A 17,134-nucleotide genomic window follows, 5' to 3' on the forward strand; every position below is an offset into this window, starting at 1 on the left:
AGAGCCCGCCGCAACGGATTCTTCCACGGCCACTGGTCCGCCGTGCGTAGACGAACAGGAAGGACCAGGGAGGAAACACATGGTCAAGTCGATGTTATCAGCCGGTGCCGCGCTGGCGCTCGTGATGAGCTCCGCGCCGTCATCGGCCAAGGAGCTGAAATCGATCGGCGTGTCGCTGGGCTCGCTCGGCAACCCGTTCTTCGTCGCGTTGTCGAAGGGCGCCGAGTTCGAGGCCAAGAAGACCAATCCCAACGTCAAGATCACCGCGGTCGGCTTCGAATATGATCTCGGCAAGCAGGTCACCCAGATCGACAATTTCATCGCCGCCGGCGTCGACATGATCCTGCTCAACCCCGGAGATCCCAAGGCGATCGGCCCCGCGATCAAGAAGGCGCAGGCGGCCGGCATCCTCGTCGTCGCGGTCGACACGGCGGCCGAGGGCGCCGACGCCACCGTGACGACCAACAACGTGCAGGCCGGCGAGATCTCGTGCCAGTACATCGTCGACAAGCTCGGCGGCAAGGGCGACGTCATCATCGAGAACGGGCCGCAGGTGTCGGCGGTGATCGACCGCGTCAACGGCTGCAAGAGCGTGTTCGCCAAGGCTCCCGGCATCAAGGTTCTCTCCAGCGACCAGGACGGCAAGGGCTCACGCGAGGGCGGCCTCACGGTGACGCAGGGCTATCTCACCCGCTTCCCGAAGATCGACGCCATCTTCGCCATCAATGATCCCCAGGCAATCGGCACTGATCTCGCCGCGCGTCAGCAGCAGCGCACCGGCATCATCATCACCGCGGTCGACGGCGCCCCGGACATCGAAGCCGCGCTGAAGGATCCGGCCTCGCAGCAGATCCAGGCCTCGGCCTCGCAGGACCCGTTCTTCATGGCGCGCCGGGCCGTGCAGATCGGCGTCAACATCCTCAACGGCCAGAAGCCGGCCTCGACCGTCGAACTGCTGCCGTCCAAGCTGATCACGCGCGACAATGTCGGCGAGTACAAGGGCTGGACCTCCGAGCGCAAGGAGTAGAAATCGGCCGCTTCGCTTCTACCAAGCACCCCCGGCAACGCCGCCCTCACGGGCGGCGTTCTTCTTGGAACGAACCGCTGGACGCGCGCTATCAGGTTCTGAACGGCGCAGGCGTCGTCAAACTCGGCGACGACATCAAGGCCGGAACGACGAACCTGCCCTTGAAAGTCCGTCTCAAGGTCGCCAATACGGTGAATGCTCGACGAGCCCGGCGCAGAGCGCCTGTTCGGCAAGGGCGACCTGGTGTGCGACCTCGGCCGCGGCCTGGTGCGCGCCCAGGGCCTGTTTATTCCCCAAGCGGAATTCCTCGCCGCGCTCGGCCGCAAATAGGCCCGCGCCGCCACCGGCGTGTCGCGTTTGCGACAACGACCCGCTGTTTGTTGCTGCTTTTCGCTGGTCCGGAATTTGCGTGAGCCTGCCTGACGGCACCAATCAGCAGGCGATCCGATGGCTTTCACCGCAGTCTGTCCGACAAGCGCCATGACCGAAGGCGGCATGGGCCTGTACCAGGTCGGCAAGAAGAGCGTGCTGCTGCTCTGGCCTCACGGCGGCGAGCTGAAGGCCTATCGCGGCCGCTGCCCGCATGCCGACGTGCCGCTGACCGAGGCGACGTTCGACGGCAAGACCATCACCTGCCCACACCATCAATGGGGCTTCGACGGCGTGAACGGCAAGTGCGTCACGCATCTCGTCCGCAACGCGCTGCACGGCTACCCGCTGCAGGTCGAAGGCGGCGAGATTCAGGTCGACGTCGGTCCGGTCAAGCAGGCCCGGTCGCCGGCTTGATCGGCCCATCGAAGATGGGAACAAACGCCGGGCACTCCCCTGTCCGCGCCGCGGAGGGAGGCCGTATCGACGAGTTCAGCAGCATGACGGGCGCCGCCGAATGGGTGATCTGGAATGGGTCGATAGGGATCGTCGACACGGTCCGGCTCGGCTCCATCACCGACGGCGCAACGGGACGGCTCGCACGGCTCGCGCCACCCTATGACGTCGTCGGGCCGTTCAGCCTCGACGAATTGGAGACCCACGGCCGCATCGTCTTCGGCTCCTGCCTCGTCATGTCGCAACGACGCTGGCGCGAGGATCAGGATGCGTTGCGGATCGAGGCGCGGGCCGCGCGTCGCGCCTTGTGGGATCAGCTCGCGCGCGACCAGAACGACGACGCCTTTCGCGCAATCCTCGAGCTACCCCTGCAGGGTATACTGACGGCTACACACATCAAAGCTGCGTTCCGCCGGCTGGCCAAGTCCGCGCATCCCGACGCCGGCGGCAGCAATGAACTTTATCGACGCATTTCCGAGGCACGCGATGCGCTGCTGGCGCGGTTGGACTGACGATCGTGAGCGATGGCATGACCGACAGCCACGAAATGACCAAGCGGAGCGAGCCAGGAGCGGGATCCGAGCCGGCGCCCGAGCCAGCCGGACGCTCTCGTGCGACCGGCTGACATGCAGTCAAAAAAAGCAAGCCGGCCGGGGCGCCCATGCCCGACCGGCCCGGCTCCCAGCCTTTAGAAGAAGCCGAGCTTCTTCGGGCTGTAGCTGACCAGCATGTTCTTGGTCTGCTGGTAGTGGTCGAGCATCACCTTGTGGGTCTCGCGACCGACGCCGGACTGCTTGTAGCCGCCGAACGCCGCATGCGCCGGATAGGCGTGATAGCAATTGGTCCAGACACGCCCCGCCTGGATATTGCGGCCGAAGCGGTAGCAGGTGTTGGCGTCGCGGCTCCACACGCCGGCGCCGAGGCCGTAGAGCGTGTCGTTGGCGATCGCCAGCGCCTCGTCCTCGGTCCTGAAGGTCGTGACCGAGACCACGGGGCCGAAGATCTCCTCCTGGAACACGCGCATCTTGTTGTGCCCCTTGAACACCGTCGGCTTGACGTAGTAGCCGCCGGCGAGATCGCCGCCGAGCACGTTGCGCTCGCCGCCGATCAGGAGCTGCGCGCCTTCATTCCTGCCGATGTCGATGTAGGACAGGATCTTGGCCAGCTGCTCGGCGGAGGCCTGCGCGCCGATCATCGTCGCCGGATCGAGCGGGCTGCCCTGCACGATCGCGCCGACACGCTGCAGCGCGCGCTCCATGAAGCGCTCATAGATCGATTCGTGGATCAGCGCGCGGCTCGGGCAGGTGCAGACCTCGCCCTGGTTGAGCGCGAACATCACGAACCCTTCGATCGCCTTGTCGAGGAAGTCGTCGTCCTCGGCGCAGACGTCCTTGAAGAAGATGTTGGGCGACTTGCCGCCGAGCTCGAGCGTGACCGGGATCAGGTTCTGCGAGGCGTATTGCATGATCAGCCGCCCCGTCGAGGTCTCACCGGTGAAGGCGATCTTGGCGATGCGGTTGGAGGAGGCCAGCGGCTTGCCCGCTTCGAGGCCGAACCCGTTGACGACGTTGAGCACGCCCGGCGGCAGCAGGTCGCCGACGATCTCCATCAGCACGAGGATCGAGGCCGGGGTCTGCTCGGCCGGCTTGAGCACGACGCAGTTGCCCGCGGCGAGCGCGGGCGCGAGCTTCCACGCCGCCATCAGGATCGGGAAATTCCACGGAATGATCTGACCGACGACGCCGAGCGGCTCGTGGAAGTGATAAGCGATGGTGTCGTGGTCGATCTCCGCGATCGAGCCTTCCTGGGCGCGGATCACGCCGGCGAAGTAGCGGAAATGATCGATGGCGAGCGGGATGTCGGCCGCGGTGGTCTCGCGGATCGGCTTGCCATTGTCCCAGGTCTCGGCGAGCGCAAGCTTGTCTAGATTGGCCTCCATGCGGTCGGCGATCCGGTTAAGGACCATTGCGCGCTCGGTCACGCTGGTGCGCGCCCAGCCGTCCTTGGCGGCATGCGCGGCGTCAAGCGCGGCCTCGATATCGGAGGCATCGGAGCGCGCGATCTCGCACACCGGCTGGCCGGTGATCGGCGAGATGTTGTCGAAATATTTGCCGGCGTTGGGGGCCTTCCAGGCACCGCCGATGAAGTTGTCGTAACGCGCAGCGAAAGGCGGCTTGAACGCCGCATTGACGTCAACCTTGGTCATCTCTCTCTCCCATTCACGCCGATGCACACGGCGTTGGAGAGAGGCTCGATCAAACAGGCGCGACAGACCAGAGGCCGCAACGAGCGCGTCCGAGGAAGTGTCGCAGTTCTGCGACATGTTGGCTGCGATTCGACAGCCGCGGCGCGTTCACCGCTCGAGCCCGAGCCGCTTCATCTTCCGGTGCAGGGTGGCGCGCGACATGTCGAGCTCCTTCGCCGCCTTCGAGACGTTGCCGCCGGCGCGCGCCAGCGCGCGCTTCAGAACGGCACGCTCGGCGGCGTCAATGTCGTCGCCCCCGGTGGTTGCATCCTTGATCAGGTCGCCGGCCGGCACCGGACGCGCCAGCGCGGACGGAGAGAGGTTGAGCGCACGGCGCGCCGCCCGTGTGGCACCGACGACGAGGTCGTTGCGATCGACCGCCAGCAGCGAGTTGATCTCGCGCTCGCTGTCCGGCGTGAGCACGATGCGGGCGTGCGGAAAGGCCTGGCGGAAATTCTCCGCCTCGATCAGGCGCGCGGCATCCGCGACGGTGGTCGCGATCAGCCGACTGAAGCCTTCGGTCAGATCGGCGCGACAGGAGGAGACGTCGAGCGCGGCCTTGAGCTGGCCGTGCTCGTCGAAGATCGGCGCCGTGGTGCAGAACAGCCGCGTGTTGCGTGACAGGTAGTGCTGATCGCGGTCGATGGTCAGCGGCCGCTTCTCGACCAGGCAGGTGCCGATGGCATTGGTGCCCTCGTGCCGCTCGCTCCACACCGCGCCGGTCCACAGGCCCCAGGATTCGAAGGTGGCGTCGTCCCCGCGGGCGCCGCGGCGCTCGAGCACCGTGCCCTCGGCATCGGCCAGCAGCACCGAGCAGCCGACGCCCCCGACCGCCAGGAACAGCCGGTCGAGGCTCGCCTGTGCGATCGCGAGCAGCCGCCCGAGCCGGGCGCGCGCGTCCGCGATCTCGGCGGCCGTCAGGCGGGCTGGCAGTTTCGGCGTGGCGGGATCGAGCGCATGGAGATGGCCGGAGCGGCGCCATGATGCCACCAGCGCCGAGACCGCCGGCGCGCCTCTGTCGGCTCGGCTATCGGCTCTGCCGTTAGCGTCAGCCTTGGCATCCCCCTTGGCCAAGGCCTCCAGGACGCGATCCGAATGGGCATTCCCGGGCGAACGCCCCATGTCCCTCCTCCCGGCATTGCCCGCGTTGGCGCGGCTTGTTGCTAGACTAGCGCAACTACAGCACCGCGGTTTGACCGGCGTCAAGGAATGCGGACCAAGCTGTCATCGGTCACCCACCTGTCGCGTGACAGTAGCCGCCTGAGGGAGGACGTCGGCAAGTTCCTCAGCTCGGTGCGCGCGAGCTGAGCACCAGCCCACAAAACCGAAAAGGCCGCCTGGACGAACCAGGCGGCCTTGCCGTGTTGCGTGACCGGCGGCGTGGCGTCCGCCGCGGGCCTCAGCGGCCGCCGCGCGACAGCATCTCGAAGCGGTAGTTGACACCGATCATCGCCGTGTGGAGCTGGGTCTTCTGGCTGACGACGTTCGGTCCTCCTGTGATCGCGGCGGCGCCCGGCAGCGTGCCGGTCGCGGTGCCGAAATCGGCGTAGTCATATTCGGCGAAGGCCGACCAGTTGCGGGCGAACATCCACTCGACGCCGGCGCCGACCGTCCAGCCGCTGCGGTTGAACGCCACGCTGGCGGACTGTCCGGTGGCGGTGTTGACGACCGAAACGTTGGTCCGCGTCCACGCCGCGCCACCGCGCACATAGGCCAGGATCTCAGGCGTCACCAGATAGCCTGCGCGCACCGTGGCGGTGTAGAGGTTGCTGGTCCGCGTGTTCATCGTCAGCGCCGGCCCCAGCGGGCTCGACGCGTTGATGATGCCGAGATCGGCCATCGCCTGGATGCCGACGACGAAGCGGTCCATCTGGTAATCGCAACCGAGCTGCAGGCCGCCGACGACGTCGCTGCCATTGCTGGAGACGGCGGTCGGAATCTGCACGGCCGCGACAGGCAGCGGCGCCACGTTGCCGCCGCCGGTCACCGGCGGCGGGTTCTGCGCCGGCGGATTGCCATTGTTGCCCTGCGGCGGCGGGTTCGGCTGGCCGCCGCCATTGTTCGGGGGTGGATTTTTCGGCGGCCAGCCGGGCTTGTCCGGATGATGCGGCCATCCGCCATGATGGTAGTTGCCGCCGTGCTGCTGCCAGTGATCCTTGTCGGGCTGCTTGTCGCCATAGCCGCCCTTGCCGTCATCGTTGTCGTGCGGCTTGCCGCCCCAGCCGTAGCCGCCATGCTTGTCGTCGTTCCGGTCATCCGGCTTCAGCCAGGCGTAACTGTCACGTTCGCTCTTCAGCGGCTGCTTCGACCAGCCGAAGCCAAGCGGCTTGTCGTAGACGTCGTCCTTCTTCGCGCCCCAGCCGGTGGCCGGCTTGTCATGATCGTTCTGCTGGTCATGTCGCAGCCAAGTATATTTGTCGGAGTAACCGTTCGAATGGAGCTGCGACCAGCCGCTCGACTTGCCATGGTCGTCGTCGTGAGGCTTGTCGAACCAGCCGCTGCCATATTTGACGTCGTTGTAGTTGTCGTCCTTGGTCTTGGATGGCGCCGACGGCCAGGAAGACTTGTTGTCGCCGCCTTTCGATCCAACCTGTGGCCAATGATGACCGCCGTCGTGGTCGGGCTTGTAGGACGGCTTGTCGTGCGGCCAGCCGTGATCCTTGTCGCCATGATACTGCTTGCCGGGCTGCCACCAGCCCTTGTCGTTGCGCTCACAGATCGGGGGCTTGCCCGGCGGCTTATGCGGCGGCGGCTTCCATCCGCCGTTGTTCCCGCCGGGGTTGTTCGGCGGCGGCGGGTTTGGCGCTGGATTTGCAACCACAGGCGGCTTGACCACAGGTGGGTTGTTTGCATTGCCGACCGGCTGCTGCACAGGCTGAACGGGCGCGGCGGCGGCATTGGCGACCTGGGTCCACGTCTGCTGCTGGCGTGACCAGGCCATCCCGGCGTTCGCGCCGGCATGGCAGCCACTCCACCTGTAGGCGAAGACGTCAGGCGGCGGGAGCGGGGGAGGCAGGGCGAGATCAGTCGCCCAGACCGATGTCGTACTTCCTGCGAAAGTAGATAGGCAAAGGCATACGCCAAATACGCGACGCATCGAACTCACAACTCCTGAACACGTGCCGCAACAAACGGCGGCCGCATCAGGAGGGTGAGATTGTGTCGCGAACTGAATTGAAAAATGTCATTCGGAAGGAATGCAGATCGCGACGCCGACGCGATCGAAGTTCAGCTTTGACTGTTGCACGCAAGATGCAGGATTCCGGCGAAAAGAAGCAGCGCGCGACACGATTGCGACAAACAGCGCAATGCGCGATGCCGCCGCGGCTCATGAGTTCATTAGTAGACGAATGTGCGCACCGAACTCACTGGATGCGCAGCGCGTCGGCGCCGCGCTCGACGGCATGCTTCCTGATCGCGCGCACCTCGCGATCGTCGGCCTTCGCATCGACAACACGCCCTGATTGCATCACGTCGAACATGGCGGCACATCGGCTGCACGGTCGCCACCGCCTTCGACGCGCCGACGCTCGGCTGTCCACGCGTGTCGACAACCCCTGCTCTTGGTTTCGCCGTTATCGCGCGGCTTGTGCGACGTCATCGATCGGGAGAGAAAGCGGCGAATGCCGTCGCAATCGCACCGAATGAGGCCGGGCTTCGTCAATGTTGGGGCAACTCATCGGGATCGCGCGCCGCGAAGCATCCACAATTGCGGCCGGTTGCGTCGTGCTCGCTCGCCGGGCTCGAAGGCCCGACCGTATCCATCGATCCGATCCTGCACGCCGCACAGATGCACCCATTCCCGCTCGTCCTGGATCGCGATCAGGATGGAACGAAGCTAGGTCACGGCCGATCGCGACCGGAAATACGGATTTGAGCTCGCCGCCAAATCGTCCGGTCATCGGCACAAGCGCCGCCCGCGGTGCGCAGCATCATGGCTTGGCTCGCCTCGGCCACGACGACGGACTGAGGCCCGTCGGGCGGATCAGCGCAGCCTGATCCGCCGCACCGCGCGTCGCGCGTCGCGCGTCGCGTCATCATCACGGATTGCGCCGGGAGAACGAGATGGCGTAGGCGCCGTTGCGGATGTCGATCATCGGATCATCCGACGCCTCGACGCCGTCGGTGAGCTGGCCGGGCAGGAACAGCAGCTTCTTCTGCGCCCCGTCGCTGTCTTCGACCGCCTTGTCGATCGTCAGCACGCCGAGCTCGACCAGCTTGCGATCGTCAGGCCACGGCTTGGCCGGATCCTTGGTGTCGTCGCCGGCCGCAGCGAGCTGCGCCTTGAAGCGGAACGTCACCGGCCCCTGCTTCAGCCGCGCCGGCAGCTCGGCCATCAGGAAGTCCGGCGCGCGTTTCGCCGCGTCCTCCTTGTCGATATGCACGACCTTCTCCGGCAGCATCTGCCAGCGCACCGCCTGCTTTTCGCCGGCCTTGTTGACGAGCACGAAGGCGTTGACGCCGAAATAGGCCTCGTCGGCAAGACTGTCCGGCGTCGCGATGGTACCGAGCGCCGCCGGCACCGAGGGATGGCTGGCGATGAACTGCTCGAGCCTGGTCGGCTTGGCAGCGTTCGGTCCGGAGTCCGCGATCGCCAGGAACAAATCGCGCAGCTCCGCAGCGGTCGAGACGGGGAAGAATTTCAGCGAGTTGATCACGAGGTCCATGTCGCTGCCGTCGGCGAGATGAAACTTCACCGCCATGCCATGCGGATTGGCGTCGCCGGAGCCGTCCGGCAGGTTCGGCACGCCGGTGGAGTCCGAGAACCGCACCGTCACCGGAATCTCGCCACCGCTGAACAGCGACGCCTTGCTCAAGGTCGCCGCCTCGGCCGACGGCTTGAACTTGCCCTCGACCACGACGCCCTTGGCGTGATTGGCGCGAAAGCCGGCGTGCACGCCGAACACCTTGTTCATTGCATTGACGAGCTGCTCCTCGACCGGCGGTTCCTGCGCGAGGGCAGCGGCGGGCAACGCGAGGGCAATCCCGGCCAGCGCGGCAACGAGCGTGCGTGTCGTCATGAGCGGTGTCCTCCTGTATGAGCGATGCAGCATAGCAGCATGAATTGACGCGCGAGCGACTTTCGTGCGCGACCGATTGGGCGCCCATCACAGTCGCATGATTCACCTCGCCGTCTGACAGGAGACATCGCGCCCCGTCACCCGCTCCTTGCGGCGAGATGGCGAATGTCTCTATTGTAGCCGCGCGTGCCCGGTCTGCCTCCGCTCCTCGCTGCCGTGCGGAGCGGGGGATCGTGCCCCCTCCGACCCTGGCGCTGGACGGCGCGCCCCCACGACGGAGTTTCGACTGTGTCCGCACCGGAAAGCTTCCCCATCGACAAGATCCACGTCCCCGACAGGAAGCGCAAGGCGCTGAAGCAGGACGCGGTCGACGCGCTGGCCGAAAGCATTTTGGAGGTCGGCCAGCGCGAGCCGATCCTCGTCCGCCGCGACAAGGACCATTTTGTCCTGATCGAAGGTCTGCACCGCCTCGAAGCCTGCAAGGCCCTCGGCGAAAGCGCCATCATGGGTCTGCTGATCTCCGCCGAGGAAGCCCGCCAGCGCGAGCTGCCACCGCCGCCCGTCGATCCGGAGCGCGAGAAGATGGAGCGGCTGCGCAAGCTGCGGCTGGAGAAGGAGGAAGCGGAGAAGCTCGCCACAGCGGCGAGAGGCGTCTCGGGCACCCATGCCGCGACGCATCCGCGCGGGCCGACGGAGACGACGAACCGGAGCAACAGGACTGCCACCGCGAAACCATCGCGCCCCGGACAGGGATCGACGCCCCGGACCCTGTCGGATTGGATCAAGCAACAAGAGCGCAGCGGCGGGCGATACTGACGGCTTCGACGCGCGATTGCCCCCCGGCCAAGGTTTGATTGAGCGGCAGTCCGTAGGGCGGATCAGCGCAGCGTGATCCGCCGCCACGCGCCGCAGTTCAGCAAGGCCCCCCGCTGTCGACGCATCCGCTGCGCAAATGGCGTGACCGACTGGACGGCGACGAGGTCGCGATCGCTGGCGGGCACATCTTCATCCCTCCACTCGTCCGGTCGCCAGCACCAGTTTAGGCGAGGTCCGCCTTCATCAGGTCGCGCAGCACTTTCGGTATCGGCTGCGCCCTGCCGCCGCTGATGAACGCGACTCTGACGTCGGCCTTGACGAGCACCTCCTCGCCGCGCCTGACCTCCTGCGCCAGCGTGATCGACGCGCCCTTCACCGCCACGGGCCAGGTGACGACGTCGAGCACGTCGTCCATGCGCGCCGGCCGCAGGAAATCGAGCGTCATCGAACGCACGACGAAAGCGAAGCCCGGCATCTCGTTTTCTGCCTCTGCGAACAGCGCATGCTGCTCGGCGCCCATCAGCCGCAGATGATTGGTGCGGCCGCGCTCCATGAAGCGGAGGTAGTTGGCGTGATAGACGATTCCGGAGAAATCCGTGTCCTCGTAGTAGACCCGCACCTGCATGTGGTGGCGGCCGTCGCGGATCTCGCCGTCGAGATGTTGGTGGGTCAAGGGAAGTCCTCGATCGTCGGAAATGGCGATCGTTTCGCCCAGTTCAACGGCCAGCACAAGAGCAGGCTAGCAAGAGCAGGCTACGACGTCACCTCGACGGGTTCCCTGCCGACGGTGACCAGCACGATCTCCGGCGGCATGCCGATCCGGACTGGCATGATGCTGCAGCCGAGGCCGCCGGAAACGATCACGTCGCATTGGGTGCGGATGTGGCCGTAGGCCAGATTGACGCCATTGCGCGCGGGAACGGCCGGCGACCAGCCGAGCACGCGAACCTGCCCGCCATGCGTATGCCCGGAGAGCTGCAGCGCCACCCGCGACGGCACCCGGAGCGCAACGTCGGGCTCATGCGCCAGCAGGATCACCGGCGCGCTGTCCGTCACCTTGCGCAGCGTCCCCGCGAGATCATCGATGCCGATCCGCGGCACGGACCGGAAGCGCCTGGCCGGCATGTAGGCCAGCTGATCGCCGAGGCCGGCGAGCCAGAAGGCATGGCCGTTCTTGGCGAGACGCACGACGTCGTTCTCGTAGACAGGAATGCCGGCGGCCTCGAGCGCCTTCTGGGCATACGGCGCGCCGCGGCCATCGCGCTGCACGGTTCGATCATCCCAGTAATCATGATTGCCCAGGATGGCGTGCACGCCCAGCGGCGCCTTGAGGCCGCCGAGCACCGGCGCCCACTCCGAAGCGTCGATGCGTCCGATGTGATGCCGATGACCAGCGACGTAGTCGCCGAGCAGGACGATCAGATCCGGCTGCAGCGCGTTGGTCCGTTGGACGATCCCGTCGATATGCGCCAGCGACATCCAGGGATCGCAAGCGTGGATGTCGGCGATCGCCGCGATCTTCAGCTTCAGGCCGGCCGGCCAGTCGTGCGGATGGATGTGATAGTCGGTGACGCCGAGGCGCAGCGGCTCGACGCCGACGCCATAGGTCGCGGTCGAAAAACCGGTCGCGGCAAGACCGCCGGAGAATGACAGAAAACGACGGCGTGACAGCATGGACGAACTCCTCGCACGCAATCCTTTTCTTCGATCATTGCAACCGATTTCGGGTGCGTCCGTGCAGATTGTCAGCAGATTCGTTAAGCATCGTCCTCACTGCCGAACAGGCCGAACTGGCTGGGATCGCGGTTCGGCTCGGCCATGCCGAGATGCCGGAACGCATGCGAGGTCAGCAGCCGGCCGCGCGGCGTGCGCTGCAGATAGCCGCACTGGATCAGATAGGGCTCGATGATGTCCTCGATCGCGTCGCGCGGCTCCGACAGCGCCGCCGCCATGGTCTCGACGCCGACCGGCCCGCCGCCGTAGTTCAGGGCGATGGTCGAGAGATAGCGCCGGTCCATTGCATCGAGCCCGGCGGCATCGACCTCCAGCGCGCTCAAGGCATGATCAGCGATGGCGCGATCGATCGCGCTGGCATTCGCCGCCGAGGCGAAGTCACGCACCCGGCGCAAGAGCCGGCCGGCGATGCGCGGAGTGCCGCGGGCGCGGCGCGCGATCTCGTTGGCGCCGTCGGCGGTCATGCCAACGCCGAGCACGCGGGCACCGCGCGTCACGATGCCCTCCAGCTCCTCGACCGTGTAGAAGTTCAACCGAATCGGGATGCCGAAACGATCACGCAGCGGATTGGTCAGCAGGCCTGCGCGCGTCGTCGCGCCGACCAGCGTGAACTTCGACAAGTCGATCTTGACCGAGCGCGCCGCCGGCCCCTCGCCGATGATGAGGTCGAGCTGAAAATCCTCCATCGCGGGATAGAGCACCTCCTCGACCGCCGGGCTGAGACGGTGGATCTCGTCGATGAACAGCACGTCGCGCTCTTCGAGGTTGGTCAGCAGCGCCGCGAGGTCACCAGCCTTGGCAATCACAGGTCCCGACGTGGCGCGGAAGCCGACGCCGAGCTCGCGCGCGACGATCTGGGCCAAGGTGGTTTTGCCAAGACCAGGAGGACCGACGAACAGCACATGGTCGAGCGCCTCGCCGCGCTTGCGCGCCGCCTCGATGAAGATCGACAGATTGGCGCGCGCCTGCTGCTGGCCGACGAACTCGGAGAGCTGCTGCGGACGCAGCGCGGTGTCACCGACATCGTCGGAGCGCCGCTCCGGACTGACCATGCGCGCGGGCGGCTTCATTCGTTGCCGCGCCTGTATTTGTTCGGCAGCAGCTCGCCGATCGTCACCGCCGCAGGCCCCTTACCGTTCGACGGCACGATGACACGCGCTTTCGCATCGTAGTCATGGATCAGCTCGCGGCAGGTGCCGCAGGGCGAGACCACGGCGACCTCGCCCGGCTCACCCGGCTTGGGATGACGCACCGCGACGATGGTCTCGATGCCGTGATCGCCGTGCTCGGTGATGGCGCGGCCGATCGCGATCGCCTCGGCGCAGACGGCGTTGCGGCCGAGATAGGCGTCGATGTTGACGCCGGTAATGATGCGGCCGTCGCGGGTGCGCATGGCCGCGCCGACCTCTTGCCAGTCGTTGCGGTAGCGGCTCTTGACCGCTGATGCGGCCGCCTCGATCAGCTCCTTGTCCTTCTTGCTCACCATGGGGGAAATGATTGTCCTTCTGCTCGCCCGGCCGGGCGACGATAGCCTATTTCGCCAGCTCCTTGAGACCGAGGCGAATGAGTTGCGCGGTCTCGGCCTTGTCGCCGGCCGCGCGCGAGGCCGCCGCGATCGCGGCGGCCGCCTGCGGCTGACCGTAGCCGAGATTGATGAGCGCGGAGATGGCATCCGCGATGGGCTGCGGCGCGCGCTGCTCCTCGATCGCACCGGACAGCCTGACCACGCCGGGATCGACATCGGCGAAGGCCGGTGCCTTGTCCTTCAGCTCGGTCACGATGCGCTCGGCGACCTTGGGGCCGACGCCCGGCGTGCGCGCCACCGCCGCCTTGTCGCGCAGCGCGATGGCGTTGGCGAGATCGGCCGGCGGCAACGTGCCGAGCACGGCGAGGGCGACCTTGGCGCCGACGCCCTGCACCGTCTGCAAAAGGCGAAACCATTCCCGTTCGACGTCCGAGCCAAAACCGAACAGCTTGATCTGGTCCTCGCGCACATAGGTCTCGATCGACAATGTGGCGGCTTCACCCGGTGACGGCAAGGCCTGCAACGTCCGCGCCGAGCAGTGCACCTGGTAGCCGACGCCGCCGACGTCGAGGATGACGAAATCCTCAGCGTAGGAATCGATCAGCCCCTTGAGCTTGCCGATCATAGCCCGGCCACCTTCATGCGCAGCGCCTGGCCCTGGCGGTGATGGGCGTGGGTGATGGCGATGGCGAGCGCGTCCGCTGCGTCCGCCGACGGCGGCTCGGCCTTGGGCAGCAGGATCTTCAGCATCACGGCGATCTGGCCCTTGTCGGCGTGCCCCGCGCCCACCACGGTCTTCTTGACCTGGTTGGGGGCGTATTCGGCCACCGAAATCCCGAACATCGCCGGCGCCAGCATGGCGATGCCGCGGGCCTGGCCGAGCTTTAAGGTGGCAACACCATCCTTGTTGACGAAGGTCTGCTCGACCGCGGCTTCCATCGGGGCAAAGCGGCCGAGCACGGCCGAAAGCCCCTCATGGATCGCCAGCAGCCGGCTCGCCATCGGCAGGTCGTCGGGCGGCTCCACCGAGCCGCAACCGACATAGATCAGCCGGTTGCCTTCGCTCTCGATCACCCCCCAGCCGGTGCGGCGGAGGCCGGGATCGATCCCAATGATACGGACGGCTGCGCGAATCGGCTGGGCTTTCATGGGATAGAGATAGCCTTGCGCCACACCGATGGAAACATAAACGGAACGGACGAACGACGTGGTTAAGCGTCCGTCAACCGCCCATCTTCGCCATCAGCGCGTCCGAGATCTCGAAATTGGCATAGACGTTCTGGACGTCGTCGTGCTCGTTCAGCAGATCCATCAGCTTCAACAGCTTCTCGGCGGTCTCGTCGTCGACCGCCACGGTGTTCTGCGGCTTCCAGGTCAGCGCCGCCTTGCGCGGCTCGCCGAACTTGGCCTCGAGATTCTTGGCGACCTCGCGCAGGCTCTCCGGCGAGGCATAGATCTCGTGCCCCCCCTCGCCCGAGATCACGTCGTCGGCGCCGGCCTCGATGGCGGCGTCCAGCACCGCGTCATCCGAGGCGACGCTGCGGTCGTATTCGATGATGCCGACGCGGTCGAACATGAACGACACCGAGCCGGTCTCGCCGAGATTGCCGCCGGATTTGGTGAAGTAGGAGCGGATGTCGGAGGCGGCGCGGTTGCGGTTGTCGGTGAGCGCCTCGACGATGACGGCGACGCCGCCCGGGCCATAGCCCTCGTAGCGGATCTCGTCGTAATTGTCGCCCTCGCCGCCGAGCGCCTTCTTGATGGCGCGCTCGATGTTGTCCTTGGGCATGTTCTCGGCCCGGGCGGCGACCACGGCGGCCCGCAGCCGCGGGTTCATCGCCGGGTCCGGCGTGCCGAGCTTGGCGGCGACGGTGATTTCGCGCGCCAGCTTGCCGAACAGCTTGGACTTCATCGCATCCTGCCGGCCCTTGCGATGCATGATGTTCTTGAATTGGGAATGGCCGGCCATGCGAGGTCTCTTGAAATCGTAGGGGATCAGGTGGGGGAAGCGCGGCCTTATAGGCCGGGAATCGTCAAAATCAAAGATTTGAGGTGGATTCAGGGTGACCGCCCCCTTCGAAGAGCCGGTTGGCTGCCCTGCACCATAAGCCAAATGTTAACCACGGCTTCACAGTCAAGTGCAACGATGCCGCCCCTCTGCACCTTTTCACCGCACCGGGGCCGCCCCATGGCGTTTGGTTTCCTTGCAAGACGACCCTCTGCGCCCGATCCGGTGGCTGAACCGAAACCGGTGGCCGCGCCGGAGCCGCCGGCGTCGTCGGATACCGATTCGGCCAAGGCCATCCTCGACCTGCTGGAGCTGGAACTCGGCGGCATGATTCGCCAGCTCGAGCGCGCCGCCGATGCGGTCGCCAGCGGCGCCGAGGCGACGGCGGGGACGCTGATGGACATTCGCCAGCGCGCCGATGCGCTGAACGGCCGCAGCAGCGCCGCGCAAGGAACGGCGGCGACGTTCGCCCACGCCGCAGAGAAGGTGACCCAGTCCGCCCAGGGTATCCGTGCCCAGGTCCAGGACGGCGGCCAGCTCGCCGACCAGGCCAGCGCCGCCGCCACGGAAGCCCGGGCCAACGTCGACCGCCTGCGCGAATCCTCGGCGGCGATCGGCAACGTCGTCAACCTGATCTCCCAGATCGCGCGCCAGACCACCCTGCTCGCGCTCAACTCGACCATCGAGGCCGCTCGCGCCGGCGAAGCCGGCCGCGGCTTCGCGGTGGTGGCGACCGAGGTCAAGGCGCTTGCCGTCCAGACCCAGAACGCGACCGAGGAGATCACCCGCAAGATCGAGGCACTGCAGAAGGACGCCGCCGGCTCGGCCGACGCCGTCCACCGCATCGCCCAGGCGATCGAGGCGATCCGCCCGGTCTTCACCAACGTCAACGGCGCCGTCGCCGAGCAGAACCAGACCACCGGCGAGATGTCGAACAATGCGGCGCAGGCCTCGCAGTTCATATCCTCGGTGGTCGACAGCGCTGCTGACATCAGCAGCGCCACCCAGCAGGCCGAGAGCTATGGCGAGCGCGTCACGAACGCCGGGCGCGCCGTAACCATGTACGCCCAGAAGCTGAAGGCGCGCTGTGCCGTGCTGCTGCGCCAGGGCGATCGGCCCGTGCGCAGCGGCAGCGAGCGCCTGCCTTGCCATCTCAAGCTCGAGATCAAATCCGGCGCCCGCACGATCACGGCCGCGGTCTACGAGATTGCCAACGACGGCGTGCTGATCACCGGCCCCGACGCGAGCCGTCTCGCCGTGAACGAGGGGTTCGACGCCGTGCTGGAGGACGTCGGCCCGTGCCGCCTGCGCGTCACCGAGCAGGTGAAGGCCGGCGCCCAGGCGCGGTTCGATGCGCCCAATGCCGAGCTGCGCGAGAAGATCGAGGACAAGCTCTGGGCGCTGCACGAGGAGAACAATGAGTTCGTCACCCGCGCCATGGAAGCCGGCACCGAGCTGAACCGGATGTTCGAAAGCGCTGTCGCGCGCGGCGAGATCACGCTCGAGGACATGTTCGATACCAACTATGTCGAGATCCCCGGCACCAATCCGCAGCAGCACCGCAGCCGGATTCTCGGCTGGGCCGAGCGCGTGCTGCCTTCGTTCCAGGAGGCCTTCCTCGCCAAGGACCAGCGCATGGCGTTCTGCGTCGCGATCGATCGCAACGGCTATCTGCCGGTGCACAACCGGATCTATTCGCATCCGCAGCGGCCGGGCGACGCAGCCTTCAACACCGCCAACAGCCGCAACCGCCGCATCTTCAACGATCCGGCCGGGCTCGCCGCCGGCCGCAACCAGCGGCCCTATCTGATCCAGAGCTACGCGCGCGACATGGGCAACGGCAATACCGTCATGATGCGCGAAATCGACGTGCCGATCCGGGTCCGCGGCCGGCACTGGGGCGGCTTCCGCACCGCCTACAAATTGTGAGTCG

At 66.5% G+C, this 17,134-nt stretch carries 18 protein-coding genes; 7 read left to right on the forward strand and 11 right to left on the reverse strand.

The genetic code is table 11. The features are described from left to right. The first annotated feature begins 79 nt into the window (after window positions 1–79). From QW881_RS19395 to QW881_RS19410, 4 genes are all read left to right on the forward strand, one after another. Window positions 80–1,027, forward strand: a complete 948-nt coding sequence (locus QW881_RS19395) for an ABC transporter substrate-binding protein (RefSeq protein WP_315734349.1) — start codon at window positions 80–82, stop codon at window positions 1,025–1,027. A 195-nt stretch (window positions 1,028–1,222) separates the two neighbouring features. Beyond that, window positions 1,223–1,357 (forward strand): hypothetical protein, encoded by a 135-nt coding sequence (locus QW881_RS19400; protein ID WP_316158888.1) that lies wholly within the window; start codon window positions 1,223–1,225, stop codon window positions 1,355–1,357. Window positions 1,358–1,474: 117 nt separating this feature from the next. Beyond that, window positions 1,475–1,813 carry a Rieske 2Fe-2S domain-containing protein gene (locus tag QW881_RS19405; protein ID WP_315734353.1) on the forward strand — a complete coding sequence of 113 codons (339 nt, stop codon included), beginning with the start codon at window positions 1,475–1,477 and terminating at the stop codon, window positions 1,811–1,813. Window positions 1,814–1,896: 83 nt separating this feature from the next. Beyond that, a complete protein-coding gene (locus QW881_RS19410) occupies window positions 1,897–2,364 on the forward strand; it encodes a J domain-containing protein (RefSeq protein ID WP_316158889.1) in 468 nt (155 codons plus the stop codon). Window positions 2,365–2,540: 176 nt separating this feature from the next. On the opposite strand, the gene adh is transcribed toward QW881_RS19410, so the two are convergent. From adh to QW881_RS19425, 3 genes are all read right to left on the reverse strand, one after another. Then, on the reverse strand, window positions 2,541–4,058 hold the full coding sequence (gene adh / locus QW881_RS19415) for an aldehyde dehydrogenase (RefSeq protein ID WP_315753235.1): 1,518 nt from the start codon (window positions 4,056–4,058) through the stop codon (window positions 2,541–2,543). A 147-nt stretch (window positions 4,059–4,205) separates the two neighbouring features. Next, complete coding sequence (locus QW881_RS19420; RefSeq protein ID WP_315753237.1) at window positions 4,206–5,219, reverse strand: helix-turn-helix domain-containing protein; 1,014 nt, start codon at window positions 5,217–5,219, stop codon at window positions 4,206–4,208. A 277-nt stretch (window positions 5,220–5,496) separates the two neighbouring features. Further along, the gene (locus QW881_RS19425; protein ID WP_315753239.1) at window positions 5,497–7,038 is read right to left on the reverse strand and encodes an outer membrane protein; all 1,542 of its coding nucleotides are present in this window, start codon (window positions 7,036–7,038) and stop codon (window positions 5,497–5,499) included. Between the two features lie 256 nt (window positions 7,039–7,294). On the opposite strand from QW881_RS19425, the gene QW881_RS19430 reads away from it, so the two are divergent. Then, a complete protein-coding gene (locus QW881_RS19430; protein WP_315753241.1) occupies window positions 7,295–7,561 on the forward strand; it encodes a hypothetical protein in 267 nt (88 codons plus the stop codon). Between the two features lie 576 nt (window positions 7,562–8,137). Here the strand turns inward: QW881_RS19430 and QW881_RS19435 are convergent. Continuing rightward, complete coding sequence (locus QW881_RS19435) at window positions 8,138–9,118, reverse strand: catalase family peroxidase (protein ID WP_315753243.1); 981 nt, start codon at window positions 9,116–9,118, stop codon at window positions 8,138–8,140. Between the two features lie 288 nt (window positions 9,119–9,406). Between QW881_RS19435 and QW881_RS19440 the strand changes: the two genes are divergently transcribed. After that, on the forward strand, window positions 9,407–9,934 hold the full coding sequence (locus QW881_RS19440; RefSeq protein WP_315753245.1) for a ParB N-terminal domain-containing protein: 528 nt from the start codon (window positions 9,407–9,409) through the stop codon (window positions 9,932–9,934). Between the two features lie 223 nt (window positions 9,935–10,157). Here QW881_RS19440 and ybgC read toward each other — a convergent pair whose 3' ends face one another. The 7 genes from ybgC to QW881_RS19475 all read right to left on the reverse strand — a co-directional run bounded on the left by ybgC (window position 10,158) and on the right by QW881_RS19475 (window position 15,162). Continuing rightward, window positions 10,158–10,607, reverse strand: a complete 450-nt coding sequence (ybgC, locus tag QW881_RS19445; RefSeq protein ID WP_315753247.1) for a tol-pal system-associated acyl-CoA thioesterase — start codon at window positions 10,605–10,607, stop codon at window positions 10,158–10,160. Window positions 10,608–10,687: 80 nt separating this feature from the next. Further along, window positions 10,688–11,608, reverse strand: a complete 921-nt coding sequence (locus tag QW881_RS19450; RefSeq protein ID WP_315753249.1) for a metallophosphoesterase — start codon at window positions 11,606–11,608, stop codon at window positions 10,688–10,690. Window positions 11,609–11,691: 83 nt separating this feature from the next. Further along, window positions 11,692–12,738, reverse strand: a complete 1,047-nt coding sequence (gene ruvB, locus QW881_RS19455) for a Holliday junction branch migration DNA helicase RuvB (protein ID WP_315753251.1) — start codon at window positions 12,736–12,738, stop codon at window positions 11,692–11,694. Beyond that, complete coding sequence (locus QW881_RS19460) at window positions 12,735–13,154, reverse strand: cytidine deaminase (RefSeq protein WP_015664393.1); 420 nt, start codon at window positions 13,152–13,154, stop codon at window positions 12,735–12,737. Before QW881_RS19460 ends, ruvB begins: the two co-directional genes overlap by 4 nt. Window positions 13,155–13,200: 46 nt before the next feature. Then, a complete protein-coding gene (ruvA, locus tag QW881_RS19465) occupies window positions 13,201–13,818 on the reverse strand; it encodes a Holliday junction branch migration protein RuvA (RefSeq protein WP_315753254.1) in 618 nt (205 codons plus the stop codon). Then, window positions 13,815–14,342, reverse strand: coding sequence for a crossover junction endodeoxyribonuclease RuvC (ruvC, locus tag QW881_RS19470; RefSeq protein ID WP_315753256.1), 528 nt, complete (start codon window positions 14,340–14,342; stop codon window positions 13,815–13,817). The genes ruvA and ruvC overlap by 4 nt, the downstream gene beginning before the upstream one ends. A gap of 73 nt (window positions 14,343–14,415) precedes the next feature. Beyond that, complete coding sequence (locus QW881_RS19475) at window positions 14,416–15,162, reverse strand: YebC/PmpR family DNA-binding transcriptional regulator (protein ID WP_315734381.1); 747 nt, start codon at window positions 15,160–15,162, stop codon at window positions 14,416–14,418. Between the two features lie 219 nt (window positions 15,163–15,381). Here QW881_RS19475 and QW881_RS19480 point away from each other — a divergent pair, with 219 nt between their 5' ends. Beyond that, on the forward strand, window positions 15,382–17,130 hold the full coding sequence (locus QW881_RS19480; protein WP_315753258.1) for a methyl-accepting chemotaxis protein: 1,749 nt from the start codon (window positions 15,382–15,384) through the stop codon (window positions 17,128–17,130). The last annotated feature ends 4 nt before the right edge of the window (window positions 17,131–17,134 follow it).

Origin of the sequence: Bradyrhizobium sp. SZCCHNS3016 (assembly GCF_032484535.1) — a bacterium.
Taxonomy (GTDB): domain Bacteria; phylum Pseudomonadota; class Alphaproteobacteria; order Rhizobiales; family Xanthobacteraceae; genus Bradyrhizobium.